Raw genomic sequence first — 20,553 nt, 5'->3', positions numbered from 1 at the left:
CCTGCCGCGCACGCGGGCTGTCAACATGCTAACTGTTACAGGCATTCTTACGTGCCCGCTGGCGATAGGCTGTGACGATACCTTCGTGATTGGGCGTCCGCCGATGCATGTCCGGCCCCCAATTGTCCGATTTCGTCAAGATCACTGCGGAGCCGATGCGGATGCGACTGTTCAAGACCAGACTTGCCGTTCTCCTTGCTGCATCTCTGCTTCTGCCCGCCGGCATGGCGCCGGCCGCACGGGCCGACCAGCCCCATCGCGTCACCGGTTCGGTGACTATCCAGCAGGTCCAGATAGCGGTGATCGGAAGCGGCGGGGGCGGAAGCGGGCGTCTGCGTTTCCGGGGGAAGAGCTACCCCATAAAGGTCGTCGGCCTCGGCGTGGGAGGCATCGGGCTGTCCAAGCTGACGGCAACGGGGCAGGTCTACGATCTCGATCGCCTGGCGGATTTCGAGGGGCTCTATGCCCAGGTCCGTCTTGGCTGGGCCCTCGCAAACAAAGGGGGCGGCTTCCTGTGGCTCAAGAACAGCAAGGGCGTGGTGCTCCAGCTCAAGACACGCCGCGAGGGCCTGATGCTCGCCGGCGGCGCCGACGGCGTCAACATTCGTTTTGCTCGCTAGTCCGGGGTGAGAGACATGGCCGCAAAAACGGTGATCGCCCAATCCCTCGCCGCCGCGATCCTTCTCGTTGGGCTGCACGGTGCCGCGCTCGCGCAGGACCAGAGCGGTCCGACGCCCGCGGCGCCGGAGCCGCCCACCGCCACGCCCGCCCCCGCCACCACGACTGCTCCTGCGGCGCCTGCGCCCGATGCCGTCGCCAAGCCGTTCACGCAGGATCAGCTCAAGACGCTGCTTGCACCCATTGCGCTCTACAGCGACTCCCTGCTCGCCCAGATATTGCCGGCATCCGCCTATCCTGTCGACATCATCGATGCGTCGCGCTGGCTCGAGAAGAACCAGCAGGCCGCTGCCGCGGGGAACTACGCAACCGCCGATTCCCAGAAATGGGACCCGAGCGTGAAGGCCCTTCTGCGCTTTCCCACCGTGCTGCAGAAGATGAGCACCGAGCTCGATTGGACACGAGATCTCGGGGATGCCTTCGTCGCCCAGCCTGACGATGTCGCCGCCGCGATCCAGGCACTGCGCCAGGAAGCGCAGAGCGCCGGTTCGCTCAAGTCCAGCAAGGCCCAGGCGGTTTCCACGGAGAGCCAGGGCGGAAGGAACGTGGTGGTGATACGAGACGCCGATCCCGGCGTCGTCTACGTGCCGACCTACGATCCTGTTGCAGTCTACCAGTCCGGCAATCCCGCGGCGGCGGCCCTGATCGGCTTCGGACTGGGTATCGCCACCGCAGCCATCATCAGCAACAACTACTGGAACTGGAACTATGGCTGGGCCTATCCCGGACGGTGGGCAGGTTATCCCGGATACCGGCGCTACAACAACGTCGTCATCCGCAACACCGACATCAACGTGATCAACAATCGCTGGCGGCCCAATCCCAACCGGTTCCGGCCCTCCAATCGCGTGCAGCAGGCAATCACCCGGCAGGGCGGCACGATCCGCAACGGACGCCTCGCCACGCTGCCGCGAGCCAATGTCACCCGGCCTGTCAGGAATGCGGGGGTGCGCAAAGCCGGCATCCGCAATCCTGCCGTCCGGCAGGGTCGTGCGGTGCGGGGTGGACCGGCCTTCCGCGGTGGGGGGCCGCGCTTCAACCGCGGGGCCCGGCCAGGCGGCCCGCGTCGTGCCCCGCGTCGCGTGGGACGTCGGCGCTGAGGATTCGCCACCCTCTTCTTCGAAAGTGTTGTGTTCTGTAACCGTTACAGCATCGTGGCGGATGCTTCGGCATGCGAAACTCTCGCAGAAGCTCCGCCGCGAGGGAATAGTCATGAAGCGTACAGCGTTGTCGGTGGGTCTTTTGTTCGCGGGTCTCGTACCGCTTCACGCGGCGGATCTCGCTTCTGAACCGCCCGCGCCTGTCGCTCCGCCGGTCATCTACATAGGCCCGACCTTCGCCTTCACAGGATATTTCTGGGCCTCCGCCCTGAATGGAAAATCGTCGACGCTGCCACCGCTGCCGCCTGCCAAGATCGACCTCAGCTTCGGCGACATTTTCAAGGACCTCAACGGCGGCATCATGGGAGCCGGTGAATTCAAGGTCGATCGCTGGATCGTCCTTACCGACGTCATGTATTCGAAGGTCACTTCCACCGGCAAGCTCCCCGGTCCATTCTTCTCGGGCGTCGAACTCCGATCACAGAGCCTGACTCTCCAGGGGAACGTGATGTACCGCGTCTTCACCAACGAGAATATTGACTTCGATATCGGCGGCGGCGTGCGCTACTGGAATCTCGACAACAAGCTGACGCTCAAGGCCGGGACCATAGGACCGCGCATCGACCATAGCGAAGCCGAAGACTGGTTCGACCCGGTTATAGCCGCCCGCGCCATCGCACGTATCAACGACACCTGGAGCGTGAGCGTTCTTGGCGACATCGGCGGCTTCAATGCCGGCTCCAAGCTCACCTACCAGATCATCGGCCTGCTGAACTACAAATGGAACGAGAACGTGACGCTTCACGCCGGCTATCGCCTTCTCTCGGTCGACTACAAGAATGGGGATTTCCTCTACGACGTCCGGATGCACGGTCCGCTTGTGGCGCTCACCTACAAGTTCTAGAGCGTTTTGTGTTTTTGACGGAATCGGCAAAACGCGAAGACGCGTCGAAAAACAAAGGGTTAGAGAAAAGCGGCGTTTCTGCCTAAATGCGCATTCCTATAGCGGCCGAGGTTGAGGATCTCTTCGGCCGATATCGTCGGATACCAGAAGCGATAGGCCATGGCCTCGTGCGGACCGAGCGCGGCCAGCAGAGTCAGACTCGTCTCCACGACCATATCGCTTTTCAAGAGGTGGGTTATCTACTGTGCCGGCTCGGGGTCGCCCGGCTTCCAGCTCTTGTCGAACCAGGGCTGGAGGGGCGCATAGAGGCGCAGGATCACCTGCCAGCTCTTGCCCGGCCAGGTCTGGACCCAGTTGCTTTCATGCCCCGGCGGCGGCCTGGGCGCGAACCAGATGGTGGTCGAGCCATCGGCATTGGGCTTGATGCCCTTGTCGGTGCTGTCGATGCCGGCGAGCTTCTGGTCGGTCTCCAGCATCGAGCGCGTCTGGGAATCGTAGACGGTGAAGGACCAGAATTGTCCTACCGGCACTCCCTTGGGAAGAGTGATGGAATAGGTCTTGGCCCCGTCGAGGAACACGCCCCTGGCATCGCGGCTGGTGAAGGCATAGGCCGAGCCCGATCCAGGCTTCGCCGCCGCCATGGCGGGTGTGATGCCGGTGGCCGCGTAGTGGAACAGGGTGCGTGCGTCGAGCATGCGCTCGCCATGGTCGAGGAACTGATAGCTGCCACCGACGAACCCGTTGCCCCATTGGCGGTCCGGATAGTACTTCACCCGCGGATCGCGCGGCGCGAACAGGATGGCGCGCGCGGCTGCGTTTCCGACCGCGACCGCATCGACCAGTATCTTCCTCATGCGCTCGTCCGGCGCGAAAGGCTGGCCCTTCTTGATGCCGATCGAAGCGAACAGGCCCACGATTTCGGGGTCGAAGGCATCCGCCGGCTCGTGCTGGATGACCTCGTCGATCTCGTTGTAGAAATCGAAATCGTTGGCATGCACCGTGTTGAATTTCATGCCGGAGGTGTTCACGAACATCGTCTCGGGCGGCTTCTGTCGGGCGGAGAAGGGGAAGACCCTGGCCTGTTCCTTCACGTGCCTGACGGCCCCCGCGATATCGCCGCCCTGCACGAAGGCACGGAAGAAGACCAGATTGGTGTAAGTCGGCGTAGGGGTGACGAAATAGCCTTCCTTCGGAAGCTTGCCGCGGTAGCCTGGCGGCACGAAGAGATATTTGCCGCCCTTGCCTCGATCAGGGCCCGTCAATCCGACATCCGTGACGAAGCGGAAATAGGCGTCGTCCGCCGGGCCCAGAACGCCGGCAGGAACCTGCAAGACCACCGGCCCATCCTTCACATCGATGCACATGAAGACATAGACGGTGGTCGAGTTCGGCGTGAGGAAGAGCGAGCGCGCATCCATCAGGTCTTCGGTGATGCCTACGCCTTCATTGGGCTTGGCGCCTACCTGGGACAAACCGGTGCACACTGCGTGAACGGAAGCCGCCGGAATGCCGGATAGGAAGGCCTGGATACCGCGGGAAAAGTCGAGCTGGTCATAGACCTTGCTCACCGTGTCGTCGCTCGGCAGTCCATCGAAGAATTTCAGCGTGCCGATGCGGGTCTCGACCGTGTCGGGGGTGGTGATGGCAGGCGGGATCTCGGCGGAATATTTCGGCTCCTGCGCGAGTGCGGGACAGGTATAGGCAAGAGCAAGGCCAAGCTCAAGAAATCGACGCAGCCTCATGATGTTCCCCAGCAGGTGGAATTACAGTCAGTCCTTGGGCACCTTCTCGACATCCGGGAGCTTCCAGCTCTTGTCGAACAAGGGTTTTTCCGGGCCGTAGAGCCGGAAAAGGAGTTCGAAGCTCCCCTTGGGATCCGTTGGCACCCAGTTGGCTTCCTGGCCTGCCGGCGCCTTCGGTCCGAAGAATACGTCGACCGATCCATCACCGTTCAGATGCGTGCCCGGGCTGATGGAGGCCAGGCTCGCCCTGTCCACGTTGCGCACGAGCGCATGGGTCTGGCGGTCATAGACCGTCACCGACCAGTACTGCCTCACGGGGGCCTTGGCCGGTACGGTCAGACGGTAGGTCGCCCCGCCGTCGAAAGCGTCGCCAGCCTTGTCCTTGTTCGCCATCAGGTAGAATTGGGCCGTGCCCAGGCGCTTGATGCCGGTGAAGCCGAGCGTATAGGTCACGCCTCGTGCGTCGACGGGGTAGGAGTTGGGATCGGCGTACCCGCCTTGGGCCGCCTGGACCATTTCCGGCAGTGCGGCCGGGAACCAGCGAATGCCTTCGTTGATGACGGGGAAGCCCTGATCGTAGCGTTTCGCCAGGAACGTCCGGGCTTCCTTCGCTCCGGCGTCCAGTGCGTTCCTGGTCTCCTGGTCGGGGTTGAAGGGCTTGCCTTTTTCGATTCCCAGTGTCCTGAGCTGATCGATCATGACGCGGTCGCGATCGAGCCAGGGCTCGGTCTGGACGACATGATCGAGATTGCCGAAGAAGCTGGCGTCGTAACGGATCGTGCTGTCGAAAAGGATATCGTAGGCATCCGTGAAGGGCGTGGGCGGGGGATCGGCGGCCCTGGAAAGGGGATAGACCCTTATCTGCCTGCCATAGGCCACCGATCTCTCGATATCGGCGTTCGCGTGGCTCGCGAGGTTGGAGCGCAGCAACGCGAAGCCGCTATAGGTGCCGGAATGAAGAACGATATAGCCGGCAGGCGTCTTCCCCTCGTAGCCCGGCGGCAGGATCAGATATTTGCCGCCCTTGCCATGGTCGGCTCCCGCCGGCCCGGCATCCTCCAGCGGCATTTGCCAGGCATCGACGATATTGCCCGCGATCGAGCCGCCCCTGGCCGGCGGGATCTCGATCACGACAGGCCCATCCTTCACGTTCCAGAAGGACATCAGGTAGATCGAATCGGGATTGGGGGTGAGCGTCTGGTTTTTCCAGTTCACCGGGCGCGACCAGTAGACGATTTCGTTCACCTTCGCCTTCGTTGACGAGAGCATGGCCTGCAGCATCAGATCGGCGTTGACCGCGGGCATCCCCCAGATCACCGCCTCGACCGCCCTGCGTTCCACGGCCCTGCGATGAAGCTCCTGAGGCGTTGGATCCTGCTGGGCGGAGGCCGGTGCCGCTCCCGCCAGCAACATCAATCCCAAGAGGGCGATCCTGACCACATCCGTGCTCCGGCGGTTCGCATCGATTCCTCTCGGCAGGCTGGAACATCTGCCCCCCGAAAAGAAGTTTGTAACCGTAACCGAAACGGGCCGGGTTGGCTCCATGCGGTCCTACGAGCCACCATTGGCGGCGATGTTCCTGATCTGCGGCAGGCCGGCAATCGTCACGCGTTGATCCCGCGTACGCACGAAGCCATGCTTTTCCCAACCGGTCAGGACGCGGCTCACCGAATAGAGCGTCGTTCCGCAGATGTCGGCGATATCCTTGCGGCGGAGCGGAACGCCGATCGTCAGCCCATCGGGCGTGCTGCACCCGGTCTGCCGGGCCAATCGCAGCAAGGTGCTGGCTATGCGGCGTTCGACCGGCTGGGTCGAAAGCTCGCGCAACCGGTTCTGTGCCTCCTGCAGGCGACGGCCGGCAATTTGAAGCGCGTTTATCGCAATTTGCGGATGGTGGATCATCATCCTGCGCAGGTCCGTCTCGCTCCAGCTTGCCTCGACCACATCCGTCAGCGTATCGGCATCGGCGGGATAGGTGCGATCGGTGAACAGGGCCATGGTGCCGAACATTTCACCTGCAGCGATGAAGCGCACGACGATCTCCCCACCGTCGCTGCCGGATTGCGCGATACGGACACTGCCTTCGATCAGAATGTGAGCCCGCACGGGGGCGTCGCCCTGATTGAAGATGCGGGTGTCGCCAGCGAGCGCCCGGCAAACGGCCAGATCGCGCGCCTCGTCCAGAGCCGGGGCGGCAAGACCGTGAAACAGGTCGAGAGCGGCAAGCTGTCTTCGGGACAAGATCGGGCGGGTGGTCATGGGCCGCCACCCTAGCCGGTTGCCGGCGGATTGAGGAGGGATTTGCTCCAGCGCAATCCCCGGCTCTCCGAACAGGCTTAATATCGCTACACGATACTTGTCCCGCATCGAGGAGGCGTGAAATCGCATCGGCCATGGATGACGTCATACTTGCACGTGCACTTCACGTACTGGCCGTCGTGACCTGGATCGGCGGTGTGACCATGGTGACCACGGTCATGCTGCCAGCCGTTCGTCGTGGCGATCTTGGCGCCGACCTCCTGAAGGCGTTTCAAGCGATCGAGCGGCGCTTCGTCTGGCAGGCCCGGATCGCCGTGCTGGTTGTCGCGCTGAGCGGCTTCTACATGACGATGCGGCTCGACCTTTGGGATCGTTTCAGTTCGTCGGCCTTCTGGTGGATGCACGCCATGGTGGGCGTATGGCTGCTCTTTGCGTTGATCCTGTTCGTGGCCGAGCCGCTGGTCCTGCACAAGCGTTTTGACCGCTGGGCGGCCGAACAGCCCCAACGTGCCTTTGCGTGGCTGCATCGGGGACACTGGCTGCTCCTGGCTCTCGCTTTCATCACCATCCTGTGCGCCGTTGCCGGAAGCCAGGGATGGTCCTTGCCCTAGGGATCCGTGGAGCAGTGCCGATGACCGACAATACAGGCAGCGCGTGCGAGCGCCGGGCCGCCATCGTCGAGGCCGCCCGCACACGGTGGGGAATCGATGAGGCCCTGATCGAGAAGCTGGTCCGTGGCTTCTACGTAAGGGTGCGGGGAGATGCCCTGCTGGGTCCCGTGTTCGAGGAGCGCATTGCAGACTGGGAGCCGCATCTGCAGAAGATGTTCGCATTCTGGTCGTCGCTCACATTGCAGAGCGGGCGGTACCATGGCCAGCCGATGGCGAGCCATACGTCGTTGCCTGTCGATGCCGAGCATTTCGATCGCTGGCTCGCCCTGTTCGAGCAGTCGGCGCGCGAAACCTGTCCCCCGGAGGCTGCCGACGTTTTCGTCGAACGGGCGAGGCGGGTTGCGGAGAGCCTGGAACTCGGCCTGGCCGGCGCGAATGGCATTCTGCTCCCAAAGGGCGAGCGCTACCGTCGGATGGCTTGATTCCCGTGACGGCGCCGGATTCACGGGCGAGCCGGCGAGCAGCGCTCAGGCGTCGGGCCCGTCGATCAGCGGATCGGGCGCGCTCAGTTCCAGCAACGCGCTATAGTCGAGAATCCGTATTTCCTGGCCGTCCATGCTGATGACGTCGCGCTGCAGGGCCGAGAGGATGCGGGAGAAGCTCTCGCGCGTCATGCCGAGCTGGGAGGCGATCAATCCCTTCTCATAGGGCAGGGTCACGTCCTTGTCGCTGGCCTGCCGACGCGCCAGCGAGACGAGGTAGGCGGCCACGCGCTGGGGTCCCGGACGCAGCTTGAGCGTCTTGATCTGCCGGACCATGGCGCGGAACTGGTCCGACAGGCTGCCGATGACCGCGAGCGCGAGCGACGGCTCGCTCTCCAGAAGACGGCGAAAGACGTCGGCCTTGATCATCAGCACCTTCACATCTTCGATGCAGCGCGCGCGCATGAGATAGGGGGCGCCGGACACAACGGCCGCCGGCAGGAGCAGGCCGGGTGCCTCGACGATCTCAATCACCATCTCCTGTCCCTGCCCCGACCGTCCCAGGAGATGGACGGCGCCCTCCAGAACGGCGACCTGAAAGTTCGGCTCGGCGCCCTGCTCGAACAGGATGACGCCTCTGGGTGCCTGCTGCACGACGCATGCAGCATGCAGATTGCGCAGTCCTTCATCGGAGACCCCGGCAAACAATGGCAGCGACGCGATGGCGTCGGGCAGGGAAATCTCACTTTCCATGGGTCTGCGGTATCCTCTCGTCCATTCCAATATGTGATATTGATCAAATCGTCATTTGCGCTGGATCAAATCGTGACATTCTCGACTGCGATAGGTTGACGATCGAAGACGATGATCGATCTGCCGTGGGGCAAGTCGATCGAGGACCCAGAGGCAAAGATGACAAGGTCTCGAAACCTCTCCGTACTGCTCGTGACGACCTGGGCCTTTACCGCCTGTTTCGCGGTCTGGACCATGTTTGGTGTGATCGGTATCCCGATTCGCTCCCAGCTCAATCTCGATTCCACTCAGTTCGGGCTTCTTACCGCGACGCCAATCCTGACGGGGGCCTTGTTCCGCCTGCCTCTCGGCATCTGGACCGACCGCTTCGGCGGCCGGATCATCATGCTGCTGCTGCTGGTGGGTTGTGCCGTGCCGCTCTGGCTTTCGTCCTATGCGACCGCGCTCTGGCAATTGATCCTGCTGGGTCTAGCGCTCGGCCTTGTCGGCGCTTCCTTTTCCGTGGGAACACCCTATGTCGCCCGCTTCTTCCCGAAGGAGAGCCGCGGCTTTGCGATGGGGTTCTTCGGCGCCGGTACCGTCGGCGCCGCCCTGAACATGTTCGTGGCCCCGATGCTGGTCGGAAGTTTTGGCTGGGAGGCCGTCCCGAAGGTCTATGCGGGTGCGCTTCTCGTCACCGCCGTTCTGTTCTGGCTGTTCTCAGCCCCCGATCCCGGCGCGGGCAAGGGCTCCTCGTCGATGGTGAAGCAACTTTCCGTGCTGCAGGACCCCCGGGTGTGGAAGTATTGTCAGTATTACTCGATCGTCTTTGGCGGATTCACTGCATTGTCGATCTGGGCTCCACAATATTTTAAGAACGAATACGGGTTCTCGATCGCCCAGGCGTCGTTGCTCGCGGCCTGCTTCTCCCTGCCCGGCGGCGCATTTCGTGCCGTGGGCGGTTGGCTGTCCGATCGTTTCGGAGCGCACAACGTCACTTGGTGGGTGCTGTGGGCGGCCTGGATTGCCCTGTTCCTCTTGTCCTATCCGCGGACCGACCTGGTCGTGCACACCACCGGCGGGCCGGTCGGCTTCTCCATTGGGCTGCCGGCCTGGATCTTCACCGCCCTCCTCATGGTGCTCGGCGTCGCCTTCGCCTGCGGCATGGCCTCGACCTTCAAATACATCGCCGATGATTTTCCAGACAATATGGGCACCGTCTCCGGCATCGTGGGCATGGCCGGCGGCCTCGGCGGCTTCCTGCTGCCGATCATGTTCGGCGCGCTCCTGGATCGGCTCGGCGTGAATTCGAGCTGCTTCATGCTGCTCTACGGCATCGTCTGGGTCTCACTGATCCTCAACTACCTGACCGAAGTCCGGCGAGCTCCCGCCATGGGCGAGGGAGCGCAGCAGGCGACAACGCCATCGCGATAAGACCGAGAAAGGAGTGGCTATATGAGCCATTTTCTGGAACGCCTGACCTACCTCTCCCGCCGCAGGGAATCCTTCGCGCAAGGACATGGCGAGCTCCGCGACGAAGACCGCATGTGGGAGGAGGGCTACCGGCAGCGCTGGCAGCACGACAAGATCGTCCGCTCGACCCATGGCGTGAACTGCACCGGCTCCTGCTCCTGGAAGATCTACGTCAAGAGCGGCGTCGTCACCTGGGAGACACAGCAGACCGACTATCCCCGTACCCGGCCGGGCATGCCGAACCACGAGCCGCGCGGCTGCTCTCGCGGGGCTTCCTACAGCTGGTATCTCTACAGTGCGAGCCGCATCAAGTATCCGCTGGTGCGCAGCAGGCTGGTCGGGGCCTGGCGCGAGGCACGCAAGACCCTGGGGCCTGTCGAAGCCTGGGCCGCCGTCGCGGGCAATGCCGAGATCGCCAGATCCTATAAATCGGTGAGGGGACGGGGCGGCTTCGTCCGCACCACGTGGGACGAGGCCGTCGAGATCATCGCCGCGGCGAATGTGCATACGATCAGGACCTTCGGTCCGGACCGCGTGGTCGGCTTTTCACCGATCCCGGCCATGTCCATGGTCTCCTATGCGGCAGGCGCGCGCTATCTCAGCCTGATCGGCGGTACGCTGCTCTCCTTCTACGACTGGTACTGCGACCTGCCTCCGTCGAGTCCGCAGACCTGGGGCGAGCAGACCGACGTGCCGGAGTCGGCGGACTGGTACAATTCGGCCTACATCATCGCCTGGGGCTCCAACGTCCCTCAGACGCGGACGCCGGATGCCCATTTCTTCGTCGAGGCCCGCTACAACGGCACCAAGGTGGTCGCGATCACGCCCGACTATGCCGAGGTCTCCAAGCTTTCCGACCTGTGGCTGCACCCAAAGCAAGGCACGGATGCGGCGCTCGCCATGGCCATGGGCCATGTCATCCTGCGCGAGTTCTTCCTGGACCGGCAGGTGCCGTATTTCCAGGACTACTGCCGCCGATACACCGACATGCCCATGCTGGTGCGCCTGCGGCAGGACGGCGACCGCTTCGTGCCGGATCGCTACCTGCGCCAGAGCGACCTGCCGGGTTCGCCCGCATCCGGCCGTGCCGCTTGGAAGACGGTCGCGATAGCGGAGGATACGGGCAGTCCCGTCGTCCCACAGGGTTCTGTCGGTTATCGCTGGCCCAAGGACGGCGATCCGGCCGGACGCTGGAACCTGGAGGCCAAGGATGGCGAAACCGGAGCGGAAGTGCGCCTCGCCCTCAGCCTGATCGACCGGCGTGACGACATGGCCACCGTCGCCTTCCCCTATTTCGGCGGCCAGCCGCACGAGCATTTCGAGGCGAACGACCAGGGCGGCGACGTGCTCACGCGCAACGTTCCCGTGCGCAAGCTCGAGCTTGCCGACGGTGAGGCCCTCGTCGCGACGGTCTTCGATCTCCTCTGCGCCAATTACGGGCTCGATCGCGGGCTCGGCGGCGATTGCGCCCGGGAGTTCGGCGACGACCTGCCCTATACGCCCGCCTGGCAGGAATCGATCACCGGCGTCCCCGCCGAGAAGGCCATCGCGGTGGCGCGTGGTTTTGCCGAGACCGCGGAGAAGACCGAGGGCCGCGCCATGGTGATCATCGGAGCCGGCATGAACCACTGGTATCACCAGGACATGGGCTACCGCTCGATCATCAACATGCTGATGATGTGCGGCACCGTGGGTGTCTCGGGGGGCGGCTGGGCGCACTATGTCGGCCAGGAGAAGCTGCGCCCGCAGACCGGCTGGACCATGCTCGCCTTTGCGCTCGACTGGGTCCGGCCGCCACGCCACATGAACGGCACCTCCTTCTTCTACGCCCACAGCGATCAGTGGCGCTATGAGAAGCTCGAGGTCTCCGAATTGCTGTCGCCGCTGGCCGATCCCGCGCCTTACCGCGGCAGCATGATCGACCTCAACGTCAAGGCCGAGCGCATGGGCTGGCTTCCCTCGGCGCCGCAGCTTTCGGTCAATCCGCTGGGGCTGGCGGCCGAGGCGGGCAAGGCCGGGACCGACCTGAAGGAGCATGTCGCCGCCGGCCTCAGATCAGGTGCGATCGGCATGGCCTGCGAGGATCCGGACAATCCCGTGAACTTTCCGCGCAACCTCTTCATCTGGCGCTCGAATCTGTTCGGCTCCTCCGGCAAGGGGCACGAATATTTCCTGAGGCACTTCCTCGGCACCAGCCACGGCCTGCAGGGCAAGGATCTGGGCGAGGAAGGCCGCGAAAAACCGCGGGAGGTCGCTTGGCACGATCCGGCGCCGGAGGGAAAGCTCGATCTCGTCGTGACGCTCGACTTCCGAATGTCGACCAGTTGCCTCTATTCCGATGTCGTCCTGCCGACGGCGACCTGGTACGAGAAGAACGATCTCAACACCTCCGACATGCACCCCTTCATCCATCCCCTGTCGGCGGCGGTGGATCCCGTCTGGGAAGCACGCAGCGACTGGGAAACCTACAAGGCGATCGCGAAGCGTTTCTCGGAACTGGCGGAGGGACATCTCGGCGTCGAGCGCGACGTGGTGCTCGTTCCCATCCAGCACGACACTCCGGGTGAACTGGCGCAGCCCTTCGAGGTGCAGGACTGGAAGAAAGGGGAATGCGAGTTCATCCCCGGCGTGACCGCCCCGCAGATCGCGGTGGTGGAACGCGACTATCCCGGTATCTGGCGGCGGTTCACGGCTCTCGGACCGCTCGCTGACAAGCTCGGCAACGGTGGCAAGGGCATATCCTGGAACACGGAGGACGAGGTGAAGGGCCTCGGCGCGCTGAACTACCGGGTGGATGGCGAGGGCCCCACCGCGGGACGGCCGCGCATCGAGACCGACATCGAGGCGGCGGAGGTCATTCTCTATCTCGCGCCGGAAACCAATGGCCAAGTAGCCGTCAAGGCCTGGGAAGCGCTCGGCAAGGTGACGGGTCGCGATCACACCCATCTGGCCGCGATGCGCGAGGACGAGAAGATCCGCTTTCGCGACATCCAGGCCCAGCCCCGCAAGATCATCTCCTCGCCCACCTGGTCCGGCATCGAGAGCGAGCATGTCAGCTACACGGCCGGCTACACCAACGTGAACGAACTCATCCCCTGGCGCACGCTGACGGGGCGCCAGCAATTCTACCAGGACCATCGCTGGCTCCGGGATTTCGGCGAAAGCTTCGCGGTCTACCGGCCGCCGATCGACACCCGCTCGGCCGCCGAGATGCTCGGCAAGCGCTCCAACGGGGAACGCGAGATCGTGCTCAACTTCATCACGCCGCACCAGAAGTGGGGCATCCATTCAACCTACACCGACAATCTCCTGATGCTGACGCTCTCGCGCGGCGGACCGATCGTGTGGATATCGGAGAACGATGCGAAGAGCGCGGGCATCGTCGACAATGATTGGATCGAGCTCTTCAATCTCAATGGCGCCATCGCCGCCCGCGCCGTCGTCAGCCAGCGCGTCAAGGACGGCATGTGCATGATGTATCACGCACAGGAGAAGATCGTGAACGTTCCGGGTTCACAGATCACGGGGCTGCGCGGCGGCATCCACAATTCGGTGACGCGGGCCGTGCTCAAGCCGACCCACATGGTCGGCGGCTACGCCCAGCTTTCCTACGGCTTCAACTACTACGGCACGGTGGGTTCGAACCGTGACGAGTTCGTCATCCTGCGCAAGCTCAACCACATCGATTGGCTTGACCATTCGAATCCCGTCGATCCCGTCGCCAAGGAGACCGTGGCATGAAGATTCGAGCTCAGATCGCGATGGTCCTGAACCTCGACAAGTGCATTGGCTGCCATACCTGCTCCGTCACCTGCAAGCAGGTGTGGACCTCGCGCCAGGGCATGGAATATGCCTGGTTCAACAATGTCGAGACCAAGCCCGGCATCGGCTATCCCAAGGACTGGGAGAACCAGAAGCGCTGGAAGGGCGGATGGGAACGCAAGAAGAGCGGCAAGATCGCTCCCAAGCAGGGCGGGCGCCTGTCGATCCTCACCAAGATCTTCGCCAACCCCAACCTTCCCGAGATCGACGACTACTACGAGCCCTTCACCTTCGACTATGAGCACCTCCAAAAGGCGCCTGAGCTGCCGACCGCGCCGGTGGCGCGTCCCCTGTCGCTCGTCACCGGCCGCCCCATGGACAAGATCGAGTGGGGGCCGAACTGGGAGGAAATCCTCGGCGGCGAGTTCGACAAGCGCTCGCAGGACTACAATTTCGAGGCCGTGCAGAAGGACATCTACGGGCAGTTCGAAAACACCTTCATGATGTATCTGCCACGGCTGTGCGAGCACTGCCTCAATCCGAGCTGCGTCGCTTCCTGCCCCTCCGGCTCGATCTACAAGCGCGAGGAGGACGGCATCGTCCTGGTCGACCAGGACAAGTGCCGCGGCTGGCGCATGTGCGTCTCCGGCTGCCCTTACAAGAAAATCTACTACAACTGGACCTCCGGCAAAGCCGAGAAGTGCATCTTCTGCTATCCACGCATCGAGGCCGGCCAGCCGACCGTGTGCTCGGAAACATGTGTCGGGCGCATCCGATATCTCGGCGTCCTGCTCTACGATGCCGACGGCATCGAGCGAGCGGCGGCCACGCAGGACGAACAGGATCTCTACGAGGAGCAACTGAAGCTCTTTCTGGATCCGAACGATCCCGCGGTTGAGGCGCAGGCGCGTGTCGACGGTGTTCCCGAAGCCTGGATCGAGGCGGCCAAACGCTCGCCGACCTATAAGATGGCGGTGGACTGGAAGATCGCCTTCCCGCTTCACCCGGAATACCGGACCCTGCCCATGGTCTGGTATGTGCCGCCGCTGTCGCCCATCCAGTCGCATGCCAATGCCGGGGCGATCGAGAGCCACGGGGAGATTCCGGATGTGCGCTCGCTGCGCATTCCCGTGCGCTATCTCGCCAATCTGCTGACGGCCGGCGCCGAGGGCCCCGTCGTCGCCGCGCTCGAGCGCATGCTGGCCATGCGTGCCTATTTCCGCCAGCGCCAACTCGGGGGAGGGGAGGGGCAGGCGGTTCTCGACCAGGTGGGCCTCACCGTGGCGCAGGTCGAGGAAATGCATCGCTACCTCTCCATCGCCAATTACGAGGATCGCTTCGTCATTCCGACCAGTCATCGCGAGGAGGCCGAGGATGCCTATGGCCTGAAGGGCTCCTGCGGCTTCAGCTTCGGCAATGGCTGCGATTTCGGACCTCCGCATTCGACCTTGTTCGGCGGCAAGATGGGTCGGCGCAAGCTGACGCCGATCCGCCACCTGGACACGTGAGGAGGCCGTCATGCTCCTATTTCGAGCGATGAGCGCCCTGCTCTCCTACCCGTCGGAAGACATGCGGGCGGCACTGCCGGAGATCGCCGGCACCGTCCAGGTTTCCTCGTTCCTGCCCGTGCGGGAACGGCGAAACCTGCTCGACCTGATCGACGAGCTCGGTCGCGGCGATCTCCTGGCGGCCGAAGAGCGTTACGTCGACCTGTTCGATCGCGGACGCGCCTTGTCCCTGCATCTGTTCGAACATCTCCACGGCGACAGCCGCGAGCGCGGGGAAGCCATGGTGGACCTCAAGCGGGTCTACGCCGAGGCCGGCTTCGACCTCTCCACCTCCGAACTGCCGGATTATCTGCCGGTCGTGCTGGAATATCTGAGCTGCCGCGATCTCGGCGAGGCGCGGGAAATGCTGGCCGACTGCGCGCATATCCTGGCGGTCGTGGCGCGCTCGCTGATCGCGCGACAGAGCCGCTATGCCTCCGTCCTGCAGGCCCTGCTGGTCCTGGCGGGCGAGGAACCCGTCGACACCGCACAAGTGCCGCCCGTCAGGGAACACCGCGAGGCGCTCGACCGGGACTGGGTCGAGCAACCCGCCTTTGCCGGCGCAGCCATGCCCGGCGAACAGGCTCTCAAAGCATCGGATCGATAGAAGGGGAGTACGAGCATGCTATCCGTGCCCTATGTGAACACGCTTCTGTTCGGCGTCTATCCCTATGTCTGTCTCGCCGTGCTTCTGATCGGCAGCCTGATCCGTTTCGACCGCGAGCCCTATACGTGGAAGAGCGATTCCTCGCAGATGCTTCGAAAGGGGCAGCTCCGGCTCGGGTCGAATCTCTTCCACTACGGCGTGATCATCGTGATCCTCGGCCATTTCGCGGGCTTCCTCGCGCCGCACTGGGCCGTCGACTGGGCGCTCACCCCCGTGGCCCATCAGCTCCTTGCCATGGTGGTCGGTGGCATTGCGGGCCTCCTCGCCATTGCCGGGCTCACCATCCTGATCTCGCGCCGGCTCGGGGACGAACGCATCCGGCTCAACAGCCGCAAATGGGATATCGTCGTCGTGCTGATGCTATGGCTGCAACTGGCGCTCGGCCTGCTGACCGTCCCACTCTCAGCCTTCCACATGGACGGCGCCCTGTTCGAGACGCTGACGGGCTATGTGAAGGGGATCGTGACCCTGGATGGCAATGCGGCGGCATCCATGATCGACGTGCCGCTCGTCTACAAGCTGCATGTCCTGCTCGGCTTCACGATCTTCCTGATTTCGCCGTTCACCCGCATGGTCCACATCTGGAGCGGCGTGGGCACGCTCGCCTATCTGGTTCGGCCGTATCAAATCGTCCGCACGCCGAAGACGCGTGCCAAGGAGCCTGTCAGGTCATGAATATTTCCGTCAACGGTATAGAAGTAGCGATCCGGCCGGACACCACGCCGGAACTTGCGGCCGCCCGCGAATTGCTTCGCCAAAGAGCGCTCGGGCTCGGGCTCCTCGAGGAGGCGGTGGTCGATGAGACGAACATCGACGACGCGATCGAGGAGTTGCTCGCACGTGAGATCGTCGTTCCCTCGCCTACGGAAGCCGAGTGCCGGCGCTACTACGAGGCTAATCCGCTGGAGTTCGAGAGCGGCGACCTTGCCCATGTCCGGCATATCCTGTTCCAGGTGACACAGTCGGTGCGCGTCCCCGAGATACGAGCGCGAGCCGAGCGGACATTGACCGAGCTGCTCCAGCATCCCGAGCGTTTCGAGTCCGTCGCCGCCGAGCTGTCGAACTGCCCCTCCGGCCAGCATGGCGGCAATCTCGGGCAGATCGGCCGGGGCGAAACCGTTCCCGAATTCGAACAGGCAGTGTTCCGCCTGGGGCCGCCTGGGCTTCTCCGCGACCTGGTCAAGACCCGCTACGGTTTTCACATAGTGGCCGTCGACCAGCGCATTCCGGGGCGGACGACGCCTTTCGAGGTCGTACGCGAGCGAATCGCGCAACACCTTTCTGCGATGGTCGAGGAAAAGGCCGTCAGCCAGTATGTCAGCGTCCTCGCCGGACAGGCCGACATCCGTGGGGCCGAGCTGGACGGAACGAAGTCGCCTCTCGTTCAATGAGGGCTTTCGTTCGTCGAGAGGACCGGTCCCCGACGGGGCGGTGCGATCGACGCGCAGGGGCCGATTCTATCTGCCGGCTTCCTGTCGGGACATGGCGAGGATGTTCGAATAATCCTCGGCGGTGTCGCAATCGAGCGCGAAGGAGGGGATGTCCGACGCCATTCGATATACCTTCTCGGGAAGCCGCTCGATCAGTCTGCGGCACCCCACGTTCAGGTTCCCGCCAATGATCGAAGGGATATGGCAGGCCGAAAACAGCACGGGATTGCCTCTCCTTCCTTCATGGCAGGGAATGACGATGGCCCCTTCGGGCTGTGCCGAGAACGCCTCGATCAGCGACCGGAAATGGGCCGGGGTGACCAGGGGCTGGTCTCCGAGTACGATCATGACGCCCTCGCAATGCCTCGCGAGCGCCTTCACTCCAGCCTGCACGGAGCTTTGCTGCCCGGCGGCGTAGTCGGGATTGCGGACGCATCGCAGCGGCAGACCCGACACCGCCGCCTCGACCTGCTCCGATGCGTGGCCCGTTACCAGCACGGTCTGCACCGGATGGCACCCGAGGACATTCCTGGCAGTGCGCCGGATCATCGGTTCACCGCAGATGTCGAGCAGAAGCTTGACCGGGCCTTGCATGCGGCTCGAGAGGCCGGCGGCGAGGATCACCGCGCTGATCGCGGTGACCGGCCTTGGCGCCGGGCCAACGCCTGCCTCGCCGGGACTTGAAAGAGGCCCTTCCTCCATGGCAGGTGCTCCGCCTGTTTCCTTGCCTTCCGTTCTGCCGCTTGAGACTGGGGAGAGAACTTGGCAAGCGCTGTTGCACGAATGGCGGCCGATTTTGCACGAGCGGGGGACCGGCGCCCGTCTCGACGTCCCCCCTTTTTTGAAGATGGAAAAGGCATGCGTGCCGTCCTAGAGTAAGTTCGGAAACGTTCAAGACTGGCCGGCAGGTCAAACCGCCAACCCTGATGAGGCGCGGCGGAGCTACCCTGGAAGAGGGACCGGGTACGATGAGGCCGACGCACGAGCCTTGGCTCGTCATGCTGTCGCTGCTCCTGGCTTTTCAGGGCAGCTACGTGGGATTGTATCTGGCACGCCAGATCGGCTTGGCGCATGGCCTGAAGCGCCGCGCCCTCATCACGATGTCGGCGCTTTCCATGGCGCTCGCGATCTGGACCATGCATTTCGTGGGCATGCTGGCGGTGCGCCTGCCCGTCCCCATCGACTTCCTCGTCCTGCCGACGCTGCTTTCCTTCCTGATCTGCGTGCTGGTCGTCGGTTTTGCCGTCTTCGTGGTGGGAACGGGCATGCCGACCCTGCGGCGGATTGCCTTTGCGGCGTTGTTCATGGGAGGCGGAATCGTAAGCATGCACTATCTCGGCATGTACGCCCTGCATTCCAGCGTTCACATGACGCATGACCCGATCTTCGTCGCAGCCAGCATGGTCATCGGCGTGGCGGCCTCCGGATTGTCTCTCTGGCTGGGTTTCGTGCAGGGGACCTGGCGCTCCACCCTCATCTCGGCTGTCCTGATGGCCCTGGCGATCTCGGCCATGCACTATACCGCCATGGCCGGCCTGACCCTCATGCCGCACGAGATGGGCCAGAGCGATGCGCCGACCCTTTCGCAAGGGCTGCTGGCGATCATCGTCTCGCTGGTGGCCTTCGTGGTTTCGGGCTTATTCCTCCTGACGCTGGTTCCGGGCGAACGGGAACAGGCGGCAGGGTCCTCGTCCAGTTGGGAACCGCAAGCCGTGCCGCCGGCGGACAGGACAGGCACGGGATCGCATGCGACGCGTGAAAACCCGAACCCGGCTGCTACCGAGCCCCGCCTGAAGGCGCTGCCCGTCGAGAAGGCCGGCCGGAGGGGCAGCCTGCCCGTCGCAAGCATCTTCGCGGCACAGGCGCAGGCGCACTACACCTTGCTCTTCGATGGCAAGGGAACCTGGTTCTGCCCGTTGTCCATTTCCGAGGTGGAAGTAAAGCTGGATCCGCGAATCTTCACCCGCGTCCATCGCAGCTACATCGCCAACCTGGATCTGCTGACGTTCGACCACAAGACCGGCACCTTCGGCACGCAGTCGGAGACACCCTACAAGGTGCCGGTGAGCCGCTCGCGACGGGCTGCCATCAAGCTCCGGCTGGATCAGCGCGTGAGCGCCGCCGAATAGGCCTCTCGCCGTTCGTGCAAATCACCTGCATTTCGTGCGTGCGGTTATCGTCCCGTGCATTGACGGTTGTCGGCCGGATGCCATTGCCGCACCCCTTCCTCAAATCGACCGCTCGAAGCGGCATTACCAAGGGAGGCTGCATCGTGATTCCGGGCCCTTTCACCTATCACCGTCCTTCGAGGCTGGAGGATGCGATAGCGATCCTGGCGGCCAATGGCGACGACGCGCGACCGCTGGCCGGCGGGCATAGCATCATTCCCATGATGAAGCTGCGGATGGCCGCACCGCTGCATCTGGTCGATCTCGCCGGTCTTGCCGATCTCAAGGGCATCCATGTCCAGGGAGGGGACATCCTGATCGGCGCAACCGTCACCCAAGCGGAACTGATCAGCTCGCCGCTCCTGGCCGAGAGGCTCCCGATCATCCGGGAAACCTCGCTTCAGATCGCCGATCCCCAGATCCGCTATGTCGGCACGCTGGGTGGCAACGTCGCCAATGGCGATCCCGGCAACGACATGCCGGCGCTGATGCAGTGCCTCGATGCCGGCTATCTGCTTTCAGGCCCATCGGGTGCGCGGGAGGTGAAGGCGCGCGACTTCTATCACGGCGCCTACGACACGGCGCTCGAGCCCGGCGAGATCCTCACCGCCGTCCGTATCGCCGTCCCGCCGGCGGGGCATGGCTATTCCTATCAGAAGCTGAAGCGGAAGATCGGCGACTACGCCACCGCGGCCGCAGCCGCCGTCCTCACGGCCGACGGCGGCATCGTCACCACCTGCATGGTCGCACTGACCAACCTGGCTTCGACACCTCTGTACGCGGAGGAGGCGAGCGGCCTGGTGGCCGGTTCGCGGTGTGACGAGGAGACGATCCGCCGGGCGGCGGACGCTGCCAGGGCGATCACCGATCCGGCGGAGGATGGCCGTGGCCCCGCGGAATACCGGCGGGACATGGGCGGCGTCATGGTGCGGCGCGCCCTCGCCAAAGCCTATGCGCGCGCAGTCAAGGGAGCCTGAGCAATGGCCGAAACACCCGAG

The 20,553-nt window shown here is 63.8% G+C and carries 19 protein-coding genes; 13 read left to right on the top strand and 6 right to left on the bottom strand.

What is annotated here, in order from left to right; genetic code table 11:
- The first annotated feature begins 107 nt into the window (after positions 1 to 107).
- The 3 genes from AC6H34_RS06265 (at position 108) to AC6H34_RS06255 (ending at position 2,682) form a co-directional block, all read left to right on the top strand.
- A complete protein-coding gene (locus tag AC6H34_RS06265) occupies positions 108 to 620 on the top strand; it encodes a hypothetical protein (RefSeq protein WP_497538235.1) in 513 nt (170 codons plus the stop codon).
- A gap of 15 nt (positions 621 to 635) precedes the next feature.
- The gene (locus tag AC6H34_RS06260; protein ID WP_497538234.1) at positions 636 to 1,778 is read left to right on the top strand and encodes a DUF3300 domain-containing protein; all 1,143 of its coding nucleotides are present in this window, start codon (positions 636 to 638) and stop codon (positions 1,776 to 1,778) included.
- A 112-nt stretch (positions 1,779 to 1,890) separates the two neighbouring features.
- Positions 1,891 to 2,682 carry a hypothetical protein gene (locus AC6H34_RS06255; RefSeq protein WP_448150831.1) on the top strand — a complete coding sequence of 264 codons (792 nt, stop codon included), beginning with the start codon at positions 1,891 to 1,893 and terminating at the stop codon, positions 2,680 to 2,682.
- A 59-nt stretch (positions 2,683 to 2,741) separates the two neighbouring features.
- Here the strand turns inward: AC6H34_RS06255 and AC6H34_RS06250 are convergent, their stop codons facing one another.
- From AC6H34_RS06250 to AC6H34_RS06235, 4 genes are all read right to left on the bottom strand, one after another.
- Positions 2,742 to 2,897, bottom strand: a complete 156-nt coding sequence (locus tag AC6H34_RS06250) for a hypothetical protein (protein WP_497538233.1) — start codon at positions 2,895 to 2,897, stop codon at positions 2,742 to 2,744.
- 24 nt (positions 2,898 to 2,921) lie between these two features.
- A complete protein-coding gene (locus AC6H34_RS06245; protein ID WP_497538232.1) occupies positions 2,922 to 4,424 on the bottom strand; it encodes a DUF1254 domain-containing protein in 1,503 nt (500 codons plus the stop codon).
- 27 nt (positions 4,425 to 4,451) lie between these two features.
- The gene (locus AC6H34_RS06240) at positions 4,452 to 5,864 is read right to left on the bottom strand and encodes a DUF1254 domain-containing protein (protein ID WP_497538231.1); all 1,413 of its coding nucleotides are present in this window, start codon (positions 5,862 to 5,864) and stop codon (positions 4,452 to 4,454) included.
- 111 nt (positions 5,865 to 5,975) lie between these two features.
- The gene (locus tag AC6H34_RS06235) at positions 5,976 to 6,683 is read right to left on the bottom strand and encodes a Crp/Fnr family transcriptional regulator (RefSeq protein WP_497538230.1); all 708 of its coding nucleotides are present in this window, start codon (positions 6,681 to 6,683) and stop codon (positions 5,976 to 5,978) included.
- 134 nt (positions 6,684 to 6,817) lie between these two features.
- Between AC6H34_RS06235 and AC6H34_RS06230 the strand changes: the two genes are divergently transcribed.
- On the top strand, positions 6,818 to 7,294 hold the full coding sequence (locus AC6H34_RS06230) for a hypothetical protein (RefSeq protein ID WP_497538229.1): 477 nt from the start codon (positions 6,818 to 6,820) through the stop codon (positions 7,292 to 7,294).
- A 20-nt stretch (positions 7,295 to 7,314) separates the two neighbouring features.
- The gene (locus AC6H34_RS06225) at positions 7,315 to 7,776 is read left to right on the top strand and encodes a group III truncated hemoglobin (RefSeq protein ID WP_497538228.1); all 462 of its coding nucleotides are present in this window, start codon (positions 7,315 to 7,317) and stop codon (positions 7,774 to 7,776) included.
- Between the two features lie 45 nt (positions 7,777 to 7,821).
- Here AC6H34_RS06225 and AC6H34_RS06220 read toward each other — a convergent pair whose 3' ends face one another.
- Positions 7,822 to 8,529, bottom strand: a complete 708-nt coding sequence (locus tag AC6H34_RS06220) for a helix-turn-helix domain-containing protein (RefSeq protein ID WP_497538227.1) — start codon at positions 8,527 to 8,529, stop codon at positions 7,822 to 7,824.
- Between the two features lie 111 nt (positions 8,530 to 8,640).
- Here AC6H34_RS06220 and AC6H34_RS06215 point away from each other — a divergent pair, with 111 nt between their 5' ends.
- From AC6H34_RS06215 to AC6H34_RS06190, 6 genes are read left to right on the top strand one after another with little or no spacing between them, the layout of a single operon-like run.
- Positions 8,641 to 9,942, top strand: coding sequence for an MFS transporter (locus AC6H34_RS06215; protein ID WP_497538226.1), 1,302 nt, complete (start codon positions 8,641 to 8,643; stop codon positions 9,940 to 9,942).
- Between the two features lie 21 nt (positions 9,943 to 9,963).
- Entirely contained in the window at positions 9,964 to 13,722 is a 3,759-nt protein-coding gene (locus AC6H34_RS06210) for a nitrate reductase subunit alpha (RefSeq protein ID WP_497538225.1), read from the top strand.
- A complete protein-coding gene (gene narH / locus AC6H34_RS06205; protein ID WP_497538224.1) occupies positions 13,719 to 15,251 on the top strand; it encodes a nitrate reductase subunit beta in 1,533 nt (510 codons plus the stop codon). Before AC6H34_RS06210 ends, narH begins: the two co-directional genes overlap by 4 nt.
- A gap of 10 nt (positions 15,252 to 15,261) precedes the next feature.
- Complete coding sequence (gene narJ, locus AC6H34_RS06200; protein WP_497538223.1) at positions 15,262 to 15,897, top strand: nitrate reductase molybdenum cofactor assembly chaperone; 636 nt, start codon at positions 15,262 to 15,264, stop codon at positions 15,895 to 15,897.
- A 15-nt stretch (positions 15,898 to 15,912) separates the two neighbouring features.
- Positions 15,913 to 16,632, top strand: a complete 720-nt coding sequence (gene narI / locus AC6H34_RS06195) for a respiratory nitrate reductase subunit gamma (RefSeq protein WP_448150842.1) — start codon at positions 15,913 to 15,915, stop codon at positions 16,630 to 16,632.
- A complete protein-coding gene (locus AC6H34_RS06190) occupies positions 16,629 to 17,348 on the top strand; it encodes a peptidylprolyl isomerase (protein WP_497538222.1) in 720 nt (239 codons plus the stop codon). Before narI ends, AC6H34_RS06190 begins: the two co-directional genes overlap by 4 nt.
- A gap of 66 nt (positions 17,349 to 17,414) precedes the next feature.
- On the opposite strand, the gene AC6H34_RS06185 is transcribed toward AC6H34_RS06190, so the two are convergent.
- Positions 17,415 to 18,089 (bottom strand): nucleotidyltransferase family protein, encoded by a 675-nt coding sequence (locus AC6H34_RS06185; protein WP_497538221.1) that lies wholly within the window; start codon positions 18,087 to 18,089, stop codon positions 17,415 to 17,417.
- Between the two features lie 266 nt (positions 18,090 to 18,355).
- Here AC6H34_RS06185 and AC6H34_RS06180 point away from each other — a divergent pair, with 266 nt between their 5' ends.
- Both AC6H34_RS06180 and AC6H34_RS06175 read left to right on the top strand, forming a co-directional pair.
- Positions 18,356 to 19,516 carry an MHYT domain-containing protein gene (locus AC6H34_RS06180; protein ID WP_497538220.1) on the top strand — a complete coding sequence of 387 codons (1,161 nt, stop codon included), beginning with the start codon at positions 18,356 to 18,358 and terminating at the stop codon, positions 19,514 to 19,516.
- Between the two features lie 143 nt (positions 19,517 to 19,659).
- Positions 19,660 to 20,532 (top strand): FAD binding domain-containing protein, encoded by an 873-nt coding sequence (locus AC6H34_RS06175; RefSeq protein WP_497538219.1) that lies wholly within the window; start codon positions 19,660 to 19,662, stop codon positions 20,530 to 20,532.
- The last annotated feature ends 21 nt before the right edge of the window (positions 20,533 to 20,553 follow it).

It is taken from the genome of Labrys sp. ALF-8, assembly GCF_059699065.1.
This window is presented reverse-complemented; position numbering and strand designations above follow the sequence as displayed.